Here is a 13453-nt window from a genome sequence, read left to right as displayed (position 1 = left end):
TTCAGCTTGTGATACATATACACATGACGGCGAAAAAGAAGCCGGCATTTACGATTTCCAGAATGCCGATCGTTTTCACCGGCCAGTCTCTTCCATGAAAAAACCAGGCCCGCAGACTGCTTGGGATAAAAGCGAGAAACGCCCAGCCTGCCCCGAGAAGGGCCGATAAAAAGGGGAGCAAGAGGTGATATCCCCACGACCAGTAAGCAAACCTTCTGTTTTTTCTCTCCCTTATGACCGATTTCACATAAAAAGAACTCCCGACAAAAAATAAAGCGGATTGCAAGAATAGAAACCAAGCCCAGCCGTCAAGGATTCCCGTTCCCAGCCAGCAGCTCGCAAGCCCGCCCGAACAAAAGAACAGAACACCCGCAATATCATTCGTAAGCGCCCGTTCGTTTTTTCGGCGGGCATAATGCGTATGTATGAGAAACAGCGGCAATAAAAAAACGCCGATCCAGACGAGCTGCGGCTTATGAAAGACAGAAATGATCAAAAAGCAGCAGGCCGGAAAACCGTAATACCATATCCACTTTTGATAGGGCTGAAGCTGTTTCTTTTTCAAAGCGAGCGAAACGGGATAAACCGTCAAGTAAAGGAACAGCCAGCCCAGAAAGAGCGGAATATGCCAGAAAACCGGGCCTCCCTTGACCATGCCGAGTAAAAATGGAATCAGCAGCATCGCCCATGCGCCGTGCTGCTTCGGAATCATCGCTTTCATCGAAACCCTCCTTTTTATTTCATTATAAGTGCAAACACTCTCCTGATAAGTGACCTTTATCATACAAGCTGTGAAATACATCACTGCCGCGCGGGCTCAATCGGGCTACACTAAAGCTATCAATAGCACAGGAGGCTTTCCTATGAATCAGTGTGACTATTTATTATTTCTGAAACAACTTCCTATGTTTAATGAAGTGCCTCTGTCCATTGTCGAAACCTTGCTGAAAAACGGGACGTTTATCTGCGGCTCATCTGACCAATCTCCATCCTTTCTCCACTCACAATCCGTTTATATTGTATTAAAAGGCAATATCCGTTTTACGGACAGCAGGCTCCCTGAAGGGTCACAAACCGTTGCGCTGTGGGAAAAAGGCGATGTGTTTCCGATTGATGAAAAAGGCGGGCTCTCTTTATCGCCTTTTATCTCAGTCAATGCCTCACCGGATATTCTGGTACTCCATATTCCATATTCCGTATTTAAGCAAATGATGTCTTACCATCCGCGGCTGCAAATGAACTTTTTGGCGATGCTTCAGCAAAATGTCTTCTGTTCCTATCAGTTGTTTTTGCGGTATCTGCATACATCACGGGATGAAAACGCCGAACCCGGTTCTTAAACAGAACCGGTTTTTTTGATGACGCGGGCGTCCCTATATCGTTTGAAAATCCTTCCTGCTGCTCTGTGTGAACGTTTTGTGAAAAAAGCAGAGTGTGTGACATAGTTCACAAGGTGATGCGCCGTCTCTGTTTATAGTGTACATAGCATCACCTGACTCGGAAGGAGTGAACGATCATGAAGAAAAAGAAAATGAGTCCGTTGCTCAGGAGATTAAACTATTTTTCTCCTATCGAACATCATTCAAATCATCATAGCCAAACGACAAGCGAAGATCGTGATTGGGAGAATGTATACAGAAACAGATGGCAGTACGACAAAGTCGTTCGCTCCACCCACGGCGTCAACTGCACGGGTTCTTGCAGCTGGAATATTTATGTGAAAAACGGAATTGTCACGTGGGAAGGACAAAACTTGAATTATCCATCAACAGGCCCGGATATGCCTGATTTCGAACCGAGAGGCTGTCCGCGGGGGGCCAGTTTTTCATGGTACATCTACAGCCCGCTCCGTGTGAAATATCCATATGTGCGAGGTGTGCTGATCAATTTGTGGCGGGAAGCGTTGCAGGCGCATCAAAATCCGCTGGATGCCTGGAAAGCGATCGTTGAAAACCCTGAAAAAGCGAAGTCTTATAAACAGGCAAGAGGGAAAGGCGGCTTTGTCCGCGCGGAATGGCCGGAAGTGCTGAAGCTGATTTCAGCCTCTCTGCTGTATACAGTGATGAAATACGGGCCTGACCGGAATGTCGGTTTTTCTCCGATTCCCGCCATGTCCATGATCAGCCATGCATCAGGTTCGCGATTCATGTCTTTAATCGGCGGCCCAATGCTCAGTTTTTATGACTGGTATGCGGATCTTCCGCCGGCGTCCCCGCAAATTTGGGGCGACCAGACGGACGTTCCGGAGAGCAGTGATTGGTACAATTCAGGCTATATCATCACATGGGGCTCCAACGTTCCGTTAACGAGAACGCCTGATGCGCACTTTCTGGCGGAAGCCCGCTATAAAGGCGCTAAAGTCATTTCGATCAGTCCCGATTTTGCGGAATCCTCAAAGTTCGCAGATGACTGGCTGAGTATCCGCCAGGGGACTGACGGGGCGCTTGCGATGGCGATGGGTCACGTCATTTTGCAGGAATTTTACGTGAACCAAGAAACTGAACGTTTTATTGAGTACGCGAAGCAATACACCGATTTTCCATTCTTCGTCACTCTGTCAAAAGAGAACGGCGTGTATACAGCGGGACGGTTTCTGCATGCAAAAGACATCGGGCGGCAGACAAAAAATGATCAGTGGAAGCCGGCGGTCTGGAATGAACAGACAGGTGCGTTTGCCATACCGCAAGGCACAATGGGCTCCCGCTGGGACGGGCAGCAGAAATGGAATCTGCACATGATCGACGAAGACACCGGGGAACAGATTGAGCCCCGTCTCTCCGTGCTCGGAATAGAGGACGAAATCGGCTCAGTGCGCATTCCGTATTTTTCAGATGACGGAAACAAAGTGCTTGAGCGGGATCTTCCTATTAAAAAACTGGACCTGAACGGTGAAGAGACGTACGTCACGACCGTGTTTGACTTGATATTGGCCAACTACGGCGTGAACCGGGGCATCGGCGGACAATCAGCCGCATCCTATGATGATCCCCGTCCGTTCACACCTGCCTGGCAGGAAAAGATTACGGGAATTAAAAGAGAAGCCGTTATACAGATTGCCAGGGAGTTTGCCCAAAATGCGATCGATACAGACGGCAGATCCATGATTATCGTAGGGGCGGGCATTAACCACTGGTTCAACTCCGACACGATTTACCGTGCGGTGTTAAATCTTGTTTTACTCGTAGGCGCCCAAGGCGTAAACGGCGGAGGCTGGGCCCATTACGTGGGCAGGAAAAACTCCGTCCGGCTGAAGGGTGGCAGACGATTGCAACCGCAAAGGACTGGGAAGGCGTGCCTAAGCTGCAAAACGGCACCTCATTTTTTTACTTTGCGACAGACCAGTGGCGTTATGAAGACCAGCCGATCAGTGACTTGGCTTCACCGATCGCCGCGTCATCCCGCTACAAGCATCACGCCGATTACAATGTGCTGGCGGCGCGATTAGGGTGGCTTCCGTCTTACCCGACATTCAATCAAAACGGCATTGATCTGTACAAAGAAGCTGAGAAAGCGGGGGCGGCGACACCTGAAGACGTAGGTGCGTACGTGGCCTCACGGCTTCAAGAAAAAAAACTGAAATTCGCGATTGAAGACCCTGACAATGAAGTGAATTTCCCAAGGAATCTCTTCGTATGGCGGGCAAATCTGATCTCAAGCTCAGGGAAAGGGCATGAATATTTTCTCAAGCATCTGCTGGGGACGACGAACGGTCTGATGAATGACGACAGCGACAGCATCCGCCCTGAAGAAATCAAATGGCGGGAGCAGGCGCCGGAAGGCAAGCTCGACTTGTTAATCAATCTTGATTTTCGAATGGCGGGTACGGCGCTGTATTCCGATATCGTGCTGCCGGCGGCGACATGGTATGAAAAACACGATCTCAGCAGCACGGATATGCATCCGTTTATTCATCCATTTGCTCCGGCCATCTCGGCGCCGTGGGAATCGAAGTCAGACTGGGATATTTTTAAGGCGCTGTCAAAAGCCGTTTCCGATCTGGCGGAAGAAGTCGATATGGAGCCGGTGAAAGAGGTAGTCGCCACGCCGCTCCTCCACGACACGATGCAGGAATTGGCCCAGCCGTTCGGCAAAATCAATGACTGGAGCAAGGGCGAATGTGAAGCCATTCCGGGAAAAACGATGCCGAACATCCATGTCGTTGAACGGGATTACAAACACATTTTTCATAAAATGACCGCGCTTGGCCCTAATACGGCTTTAAAACCGAGCGGAACAAAAGGGATGAGCTGGTCGATTGCGGATGAATATGAATCACTCAAACAGAGACTGGGAGAAACCGATTCAAACAGCGTTGCCAAAGGATGCCCGAATATAAGTGAAGCGAAGCAGGCGGCGGAAGCGATTTTAACCCTGTCGTCCACCTCAAATGGAAAAGTCGCCGTGAAAGCATGGGAATCACTTGAAAACATTACCAATCTGGAGCTGAAAGACCTGGCGGAAGAGCGCGAGGAAGAATGCTTTACGTTCGAGCAAATTACAGCCCAGCCGAAAACGGTCATCACCTCTCCGGCCTTTACCGGTTCAGAAAAAGGAGGGCGCAGGTACTCGCCGTTTACGACGAATGTGGAAAAATTAATTCCGTGGCGGACGCTGACAGGCAGACAATCCTATTATGTCGATCATGAACTGATGATGGAATTCGGTGAAACGATGGCGACATTTAAACCGATCCTCCAGCACCGTCCGTTCCTAAGCAAGCGGCCTGATCAAGAGGGCAAAGAGATCGTTCTTAATTATTTGACGCCGCATAATAAATGGTCCGTCCACAGCATGTATTTTGATTCTCTGCCGATGCTGACGCTGTTCCGCGGCGGGCCGACCGTGTGGATGAATAAAGATGACGCAGAGGACACGGATATCAAAGACAACGATTGGATTGAATGCTTCAACCGAAACGGCGTTGTCGTCGCGAGAGCGGTTTTGTCTCACCGGATTCCTAAAGGAATGGCGTTTATGCACCATGCCCAGGACCGCCACATCAATGTGCCCGGCACAAAACTGACGAATAACCGCGGAGGCACCCATAACAGCCCGACAAGGATTCACGTCAAGCCGACCCAGATGATCGGGGGCTATGCACAGCTCAGTTACGGCTTTAACTATTACGGTCCGACGGGGAATCAGCGCGATCTTAATGTCGTCATCCGCAAGCTGAAGGAGGTCGATTGGCTTGAAGATTAAAGCGCAAATCGGGATGGTCATGAACTTGGATAAATGCATCGGCTGCCACACGTGCAGCGTCACCTGCAAAAACACGTGGACAAACCGTTCCGGTGCGGAATATATGTACTTCAATAATGTAGAAACAAAGCCTGGCATCGGCTACCCGAAGCAATGGGAGGACCAGGACAAATATAAAGGCGGCTGGACGTTAAAAAAAGGAAAGCTTGAACTGAAATCAGGCCCGAAAACGAATCGGCTTGCAGGCCTTTTCTATAACCCGAACCAGCCGACGATTGATGACTACTATGAACCTTGGAACTATGATTATGAAACATTAACAAACAGCCCGCAGAAAAAACACCAGCCGGTGGCGCGCCCGAAATCGTCCTTAACGGGGGATTTCATGAATATCGAATGGGGCCCGAACTGGGAGGATGATCTCGCGGGCGGCCATATTACAGGGCTTGAAGATCCAAACGTTCAAAAAATGGAGGAATCGATCAAAACAGAATTCGATGAGGTCTTTATGATGTATCTGCCCCGTATTTGTGAGCACTGCATCAATCCGGCATGCGTGTCATCCTGCCCGTCCGGCGCCATGTACAAACGTGAGGAAGACGGCATCGTACTCGTTGATCAAAACGCGTGCCGTTCATGGAGATATTGCGTCTCATCCTGTCCTTATAAAAAAGTCTATTTTAACTGGCAGACGAACAAAGCGGAAAAATGCACACTCTGCTTTCCGCGCTTGGAGGCGGGGATGCCGACCATCTGCTCCGAAACGTGTGTGGGCAGAATCCGCTATCTCGGCGTCATGCTGTACGACGCGGACAAAGTGGAGGAAGCGGCCTCCGTTGAAAATGAAAAGGATCTCTACCATTCTCAACTGGACGTTTTTCTTGATCCGAATGATCCTGAGATTGCCAAACTGGCAAAAGAACAAGGCATCCCGGCTGAATGGATAGAGGCCGCGCAGCAATCGCCGATCTATAAAATGATCATCGATTGGAAGATTGCGCTTCCGCTTCACCCTGAGTACCGTACGCTGCCGATGGTTTGGTACATTCCGCCGCTCAGCCCGATTATGAATCTCTTTGAAGGAAAAGGCAGCCGGCAAACGGCGGAAGCTATTTTTCCGGCTATCGACCAAATGAGAATTCCGATTGACTATTTGGCCCAGCTATTAACGGCCGGTGATACGGATCATATTCGGTCAACGTTAAAGAAAATGTCTGTCATGCGCCAGTATATGAGGGCGGTTCAGACGAATAAATCCATCGACGCGGCACTGATCTCCGGTGTCGGTTTAACAGAACAGCAAATTGAAGACATGTATCGGCTGCTTGCGATCGCCAAATATGATGACCGCTTTGTGATCCCGAGCAGCCATCGAGAAGAAGTGTCTGATTTATACGCTGAACAAGGAAGCTGCGGCTTGTCATTTTCAGGCGGCCCCGGCTCTTGTTTCTAACTTTTGATAAATGAGGTGTAATAACATGAACACCACAGACCGGCAAATCACATTCTCCGCTCTTTCCTGTCTCCTGTCTTATCCGGATGAAGAGTGGAGAGCCGGGCTTCCCGATTGGAAGGCTCTTATCCATGACATCACCAATCAGCAAATCCGTGAGAAACTGCTGCAATTTTTCGAGGCGGCAGCCAGGTTTTCTCGAGAAGCGCTGATTGAACACTATGTGTATACGTTCGATTTCGGAAAAAAAACGAATATGTACGTCACCTACTTTAACTCAGGCGAACAAAGGGAACGCGGCATCGAATTGCTGCATTTAAAAAACACCTACCAGCAATCCGGTTTCCTGCCGACAGAGAAAGAACTGCCTGATTACCTGCCGCTGATGCTGGAATTCGCCGCAGTTGCGGAGATTGAAGCGGTGAGAAGCGTGTTTGAGAAATACCTGTCCAATGTGAGGGAGCTGGCTTCCCGCCTCGAAAAAAATGACAGCATCTATGCTGAGCTGCTGCACGTGCTGCAGGCCGCGCTGGAAAACATCGGTGTACGTGAAAGCATTGAAGAAGGGGCTGTTCAGGCATGAGCGGGCAGATCCTGTGGGGGATTATGCCGTACATTGTATTGACGATCTTTATCGGCGGGCATATTTACCGCTATCAGCATGACCAATTCGGCTGGACGGCGAAATCAAGCGAGCTGTTAGAAAAGAAAAAACTCGCCGCTGGCAGCACACTTTTTCATTGGGGACTGCTATGCGTTGTCGGCGGACATGTCATGGGAATTTTGATCCCGGAAGGCGTGTATGCTTCCCTTGGCATTTCCGAGCATATGTATCACAAAATGGCGATCGGCGCAGGCCTGCCGGCGGGGATTGCTGCATGTGCCGGACTTGTCATCCTGACGTACAGAAGGCTGTTTGACAAAAGAATCCGCAAAACCAGCTCGCCATCGGATATCCTGACGCTTATTCTGCTGCTGTTCATGATGCTGTCGGGCGTTGCGGCCACGTTTCTCAACATTGACTCGAAAGGATTTGATTACAGGGCAACAGTCGGGCCGTGGTTCAGGGAAATTGTTTTGTTCCGGCCTGACGCTTCTTTGATGGAAAGTGTCCCGCTATGGTTTAAGTTTCATATCATCATAGGATACGTCTTTTTTATCCTCTGGCCGTTTACAAGATTGGTTCACGTGTTCAGCCTGCCCCTCAAGTATTTGACCCGCAGCTATGTTGTCTATCGGAAACGCACGTAAAAATCCCCCTGCAAGAGGGGGATTTTTTATGGTGAGAAAATAAAAACATAAGATATTTTCTGCCAAGGTAATGGCTGGGCGGCGGGGATTCCTGTTATGTTTTATTTGGAAATAACCTCAACAAAAGGAGAGTGAAGAATGAAGCGGATTTTCCTCATTTTAGCCGCCTGTCTGATGACAAGCGCCGGCGTCCTGACACTCAGACATTCTCATGTATTAACCGGCGGAACAGCGGGACTGTCACTAAGCCTGTCATACTTGTTTCATTCCTCGTTTGCGATTATCTTCTTTCTGATTAATATCCCGTTTTATATATTTTCTCTCATCAGAATGGGAATCAAATTCACTCTATCCACCGTTTTTGCAGTCACAGTACTGACTCTGTTTACCGGCACGGATCACTGGCTGCCGCCGGTCTCTGTTTCACCGCTTGCCGGGGCGATTTGCGGAGGGGCGCTGATCGGGTTGGGCTTGTCGCTCATGTTTTATCATCAGGCATCGCTCGGCGGCGCCAATATCCTCGCTTTATTTCTGCAAAAGCGCTGCGGATGGAATCCGGGTGCCGTTAATTTCCTCTTCGATTTTGGCGTCGTGCTGGCCGGCATTTTTTCCGTCGGGTTGCTGAAAGGGCTCTTCTCCTTAGTGTCGATAGCGGTCACCGGTCTGATCATCGGCATCTTCAAAAATAAAATCAAAGGCAGCTGCTCGCTCAATCCGGCATTGCTTCAGAACATCACACCCGGCCAATCACAGGAAGCTTCATCATAAGCCTTTCCGCTCATGCGGAGAGGCTTTTTCATATGTTTACAGGCCGGAAAACAGAGGGTATACAGAGATATCGGATCAGATGGGAGAGAGTCGGGATGCTGAAAAGGAGACTGGAATTTTGCTTTTTATATATGATGCTTATCGGAGCATATGTCATATGGTTTTTTCCGGTTTCCAGGCTTGAGTTTTACGGAGGGGTGCTTTGCTATGCAAGCATTATTTTGTTCAGCATCTATTCGTTAATTCTTGAAAACCGCACCTCGCAGCACACGCTGTTATGGATTCATATTCTTGTGTTTTTTCCGATCGCCGGGTACTTATTTTACCTTTTTTCCGGCCAGCTTTATGAAAAAGGCAAGCTGTTCAGGTCGAAACGGACATACAACCGGGAAAAGCTGAGAACGATATTTGATATGGAACAGACTCCCGATCTGTCCGGGCTGAAAGGAAATCAGAAGCGTTTCTTTCAATATTCAATCAAGGCGTCCCATATGAATATCAATACAAAAAGCAGGCTGAAGGTGCTTAAAAACGGGGATGAAACATTTCCGGAGCTGTTTGAGGCGCTCCGGGAGGCCGCGTCATTTATACATATTGAGTATTACATGTTCAAATCAGACATGCTCGGGCACAAGATGATGGACATTATGATGGAAAAAGCGCGTCAAGGCGTGGAAGTGCGGTTTTTGTTCGACGCGGCCGGCAGCCTGAAGCTGGCCGGAAAAGACATTAAAAAACTGAAACGCGCGGGCGTGAACATCGTCCCGTTTCTGCCGCTGAAATACGGTTTTTTCAACCAAAAATTCAATTTCAGAAATCACCGCAAGATCGTCATCGTTGACGGGAAAACCGGTTTTGTCGGCGGGCTGAATGTCGGCAAGGAGTATATCGGCAAAGACCAAAGTGTCGGTTTTTGGCGGGACACCCATATGAAAGTCGAAGGAGAAATCGTTCAGACGCTCCACAGCATTTTTATGCTTGATTGGGAATACGTTTCGGATGAGGTGCTGATTGATCAGAAAGCATACAGCTGCCCGGTCCCTGCAGAAAGCGGCGGCGTCTATCAAGTCGTTCCGACGGGCCCCGATATGAAGGAACGGATGAGCGATCTGTATTATGCCATGATAGCGGCGGCCGAATCATCTGTATGGATCGCGACGCCTTATTTCGTGCCGAATGAGCCGATCCGCACAGCGCTAAAGGAGGCTGCTGCCAGAGGCGTCCGGGTGCGAGTCATGGTGCCGGAAACCAATGACGGATTTTTAACCCAGTACGCGACGAGATCGTATTTCCCCGAGCTTCTTCGCGAAGGAATCGAAGTCTATTCCTATCAAAAAGGCTTTATGCATCAAAAGGTGCTCATCACTGACGGAAACCTCGCCTCTGTCGGGACGGCGAACATGGACATGAGAAGCTTTCAGCTGAACTTTGAGGTTAATGTCTTTTTTACAGATCAAAAGGCGATCAAAGATCTTGAAGCGCATTATCTGGAGGATATGAGAGAGTCTGAGAAAATCAGCCCCGTCCGTTTCTATAAGCGCACATTATGGGAAAGAACGAAGGAATCCTTCGCGCGGTTATTTTCCGGCGTTTTATAAAAAACGCTTTTAAAACTCCTTGTGTATAGTATAATTGAGAAATATTATCATTAGGAACGAGGCACAAGGAGGACGGAATCGTGCTGCGACAATTTTTTTCTTATTATAAACCGTACAAAAAGCTGTTTTTTCTCGACTTCTTTTCTGCCATCGCCGGCGGATTGATGGAGCTGAGTTTTCCTCTGATTGTTAATTACTTTATCGATACATTGCTCCCGGGGCGGGATTGGCGTCTGATTATTTTGACTTCCGCTGCTTTATTCGGAGTCTACGCCCTCAGCTCGGCGCTTCAGTATGTTGTGACGTATTGGGGCCATATGCTCGGCATTAACATTGAAACCGATATGCGGAAAAAGCTTTTTGACCATCTGCAAAAGCTTTCGTTCAAATTTTACGATAACAACAAAACGGGCAGTTTAATGTCCAAGCTCACCAATGATTTGATGTATATCGGAGAAACCGCCCACCACGGGCCTGAAGACCTGTTTATCGCGGTCATGACGATTTTGGGCGCGTTCGGTGTGATGCTGTTCATTAACTGGCAGCTCGCGCTGTTGACCTTTATTATTATGCCGGTCGTCATTTGGCTTGCTTTGTATTTTAATAAAAAAATGACCTCTGCGTTTACAAAACTGAACAAAGACGTCGGAGACTTCAGCGCGAGGGTCGAAAACAATATCGGCGGCATTCGTCTTGTTCAGGCTTTCAGCAATGAAGCGTTTGAAACGCAGCGGTTTGACGTGAACAATCAGCGTTTCCGCAAAACAAAGCTGACGTCATATAAAATCATGGCGAAAAACGGCTCGATCAGTTACATGCTGACAAGATTCGTCACGCTGTTCGTCCTGTTGTGCGGGACATGGTTCGTGATCCGCGGATCGTTATCTTACGGAGAATTCGTCGCTTTTGTGCTGCTGACGAACGTTCTGTTCCGTCCGATTGATAAAATCAACGCGATTATTGAGCTGTATCCGAGAGGCATAGCCGGTTTTAAAAGCTTTATAGAAATAATGGAAACGGAGCCTGATATCAAGGACGCCCCGAACGCGAGACATGTGTCCGGTTTAAAAGGGAATATCCGTTATGATGGTGTGTCATTCGGTTACGAAGAAAACAGTCCGGTTCTGTCGGGAATCAATTTGTCCATTCATGCCGGGGAGACAGTCGCATTCGTCGGGCCTTCGGGAGCGGGAAAATCAACGCTGACAAGTCTGCTGCCGCGCTTTTATGAGCCGTCTGAAGGCGTGATTTCCATCGACGGAATCGATATTAAGGACATGACGCTGTCATCTCTGCGCGGACAAATCGGCGTCGTCCAGCAGGATGTCTTTCTGTTTTCCGGCACATTGCGGGAAAACATTGCTTACGGGCGGCTCGATGCGTCTGAGGAAGAAATCCGGCAGGCCGTCCGCCAGGCACATTTAGAGGATTTGGTAAACGGGTATCCCGACGGTTTAAACACGGTGATCGGCGAGCGCGGCGTGAAGCTGTCAGGCGGGCAGAAGCAACGGCTTTCCATCGCCAGAATGTTTTTGAAAAACCCGTCGATCTTAATTTTAGACGAGGCTACATCAGCCCTCGATACAGAAACGGAAGCCGCCATTCAAAAATCGCTGCAAGAGCTGTCTGAAGGACGCACAACGCTTGTGATCGCCCATCGGCTGGCTACGATTAAGGATGCGGACAGGATCGTCGTCGTCACGAAAGAAGGCATCGCTGAACAAGGTCATCATAAGGAACTGCTGGCATCCGGCGGCATGTACCAGAGACTCCATCAGGCCCAATTCGGCGAGCTGATACATGAATAATGGAAAAAGGATAGACGAGCGGGGGCCGGGCAGCCTCCTGTCTATCCTTTTTTATGTAGTCCGTATTTAATGGGCTTCTTTTTGCGCAGGTTCGATGATATGTTTGAAACGGTCAACAAGCTGCACCGCTTTCTTTCCTTCCACTACAATTAAATATTCTTGTTCTTTATGAGCCATTCTGAACGTTTCCAGCTCAATGATATCTTTGATTTTGCACATTGTTTTTTTAGAGTAGATATACAGCTCGTGGCCTCCCGTGTGGCAAAGCTGATAAAGCTGAAGCATGTTTCTTAAAGTGAACTTCTTAGCGGCTATTTTCAAAGATGTAATGTTTTTCATGTATTTTCTCCTCCGTCTGATGGTCTGTTATTTCGGAAATTCCCCATATGAACGGGTGATAAACCTGGTTATGCCTTCCACCTCAGCACTCCGCCCGCCAGGCGTTTAACTCCGCGGATGGCGCTTAATTCTTCGACGAGCCGGAGCAGCGCCCGGTCTTTCTCTTTCGCCTCAATCATAAAATCGATGTCCGCATCCCATTGTCTGAACCGCTCCAGCACCGGCAGAATAAAATTAGCATCCACATAGTCCGCATGACTGCGTACGGCTGATTCTGATTTTGGCGAGGAGAGATGGACCTTCGGCTTTAAGCCGATCCGCTGCCATGTTTTGATCATCCGCGGAAGAATGTCATCTAAATCAGCGTCATCGGCCGGATTGGCGTAAAAATGGTGATAATCAAACACAAACGGAATGCCTTCTTGCTCACATACACTGAGTGTTTCCTCGGACGTATATGTTTTATCATCGTTTTCTAAAGTCATCCGCTGTTTGATGACATCGGGAAGTTCTTTCAGATTCACGCGGAAACGGCCAAGCGCGCTTTGTTTGTCACCGTAAGCGCCTCCGACATGGATGTTGATGACGGAACGGTCCGCGATGCCCATTGCGTCCAGCATGTCATAATGATAGGCCATATCCTTGACCGCATTTGCGGTAATCTCCCGTTTCGGGCTTGTAAAAAGCGTGAATTGGTTCGGATGAAAGCTCGTTCTGAGGTCATATTTTCTGACCAGCCCGCCGATCTCACGAAACTCCTGGCGAAACGGCGTGACAAAATCCCACAGTACATCCGGGTGCGTGGCGAGCGGCACAATCGAGCTTGAGAACCTGTATAAAGGGATGCCGTGGCCGACCACATAGTGGAGGGTGCGCAGCGTATTGGTAAGATTTGCTTTCGTCACAGAAAGCAGGGCGTCTTTCCGCTCACTGCGGGAAAGCTTGGTATAGCGCGCATATGTTAAGGTTTTGGCGGGGGACGCGTCCCAAAGGCACATGGCGTTTGCGACGAATCCGAATCTGAACAGCATATG

The 13453-nt window shown here is 48.9% G+C and carries 10 protein-coding genes and 1 pseudogene; 8 read left to right on the top strand and 3 right to left on the bottom strand.

The window, feature by feature from the left end:
• Position 1 precedes the first annotated feature (1 nt).
• A complete protein-coding gene (locus NYE38_RS18355) occupies positions 2–721 on the bottom strand; it encodes a YwiC-like family protein (protein WP_017418714.1) in 720 nt (239 codons plus the stop codon).
• A 142-nt stretch (positions 722–863) separates the two neighbouring features.
• Between NYE38_RS18355 and NYE38_RS18350 the strand changes: the two genes are divergently transcribed.
• The 8 genes and pseudogenes from NYE38_RS18350 to NYE38_RS18315 all read left to right on the top strand — a co-directional run bounded on the left by NYE38_RS18350 (position 864) and on the right by NYE38_RS18315 (position 12080).
• A complete protein-coding gene (locus NYE38_RS18350) occupies positions 864–1340 on the top strand; it encodes a Crp/Fnr family transcriptional regulator (RefSeq protein WP_017418715.1) in 477 nt (158 codons plus the stop codon).
• Positions 1341–1516: 176 nt separating this feature from the next.
• A pseudogene (locus NYE38_RS18345) lies at positions 1517–5202 on the top strand (nitrate reductase subunit alpha).
• Positions 5192–6655, top strand: a complete 1464-nt coding sequence (gene narH / locus NYE38_RS18340) for a nitrate reductase subunit beta (RefSeq protein ID WP_025649383.1) — start codon at positions 5192–5194, stop codon at positions 6653–6655. The pseudogene NYE38_RS18345 and the gene narH overlap by 11 nt, the downstream one beginning before the upstream one ends.
• Before the next feature lie 25 nt (positions 6656–6680).
• Positions 6681–7238 carry a nitrate reductase molybdenum cofactor assembly chaperone gene (narJ, locus tag NYE38_RS18335; RefSeq protein ID WP_237586834.1) on the top strand — a complete coding sequence of 186 codons (558 nt, stop codon included), beginning with the start codon at positions 6681–6683 and terminating at the stop codon, positions 7236–7238.
• Positions 7235–7906, top strand: a complete 672-nt coding sequence (gene narI / locus NYE38_RS18330) for a respiratory nitrate reductase subunit gamma (protein WP_104842908.1) — start codon at positions 7235–7237, stop codon at positions 7904–7906. Before narJ ends, narI begins: the two co-directional genes overlap by 4 nt.
• Positions 7907–8044: 138 nt before the next feature.
• Positions 8045–8674, top strand: coding sequence for a YitT family protein (locus NYE38_RS18325; RefSeq protein WP_015240768.1), 630 nt, complete (start codon positions 8045–8047; stop codon positions 8672–8674).
• 95 nt (positions 8675–8769) lie between these two features.
• The gene (gene cls / locus NYE38_RS18320; protein WP_224443415.1) at positions 8770–10272 is read left to right on the top strand and encodes a cardiolipin synthase; all 1503 of its coding nucleotides are present in this window, start codon (positions 8770–8772) and stop codon (positions 10270–10272) included.
• An 80-nt stretch (positions 10273–10352) separates the two neighbouring features.
• The gene (locus tag NYE38_RS18315; protein ID WP_017418722.1) at positions 10353–12080 is read left to right on the top strand and encodes an ABC transporter ATP-binding protein; all 1728 of its coding nucleotides are present in this window, start codon (positions 10353–10355) and stop codon (positions 12078–12080) included.
• A gap of 66 nt (positions 12081–12146) precedes the next feature.
• On the opposite strand, the gene NYE38_RS18310 is transcribed toward NYE38_RS18315, so the two are convergent.
• Both NYE38_RS18310 and uvsE read right to left on the bottom strand, forming a co-directional pair.
• The gene (locus tag NYE38_RS18310) at positions 12147–12419 is read right to left on the bottom strand and encodes a hypothetical protein (RefSeq protein ID WP_003151087.1); all 273 of its coding nucleotides are present in this window, start codon (positions 12417–12419) and stop codon (positions 12147–12149) included.
• A gap of 68 nt (positions 12420–12487) precedes the next feature.
• Positions 12488–13450, bottom strand: coding sequence for a UV DNA damage repair endonuclease UvsE (uvsE, locus tag NYE38_RS18305; protein WP_017418723.1), 963 nt, complete (start codon positions 13448–13450; stop codon positions 12488–12490).
• Positions 13451–13453 lie beyond the last annotated feature (3 nt).

It is taken from the genome of Bacillus sp. EU63 (genome assembly GCF_038592915.1).
In the GTDB taxonomy this organism is placed as follows: domain Bacteria; phylum Bacillota; class Bacilli; order Bacillales; family Bacillaceae; genus Bacillus; species Bacillus velezensis.
The sequence above is the reverse complement of the archived record's forward strand: the minus strand, read 5'-3'. Positions and strand labels throughout refer to the sequence as shown.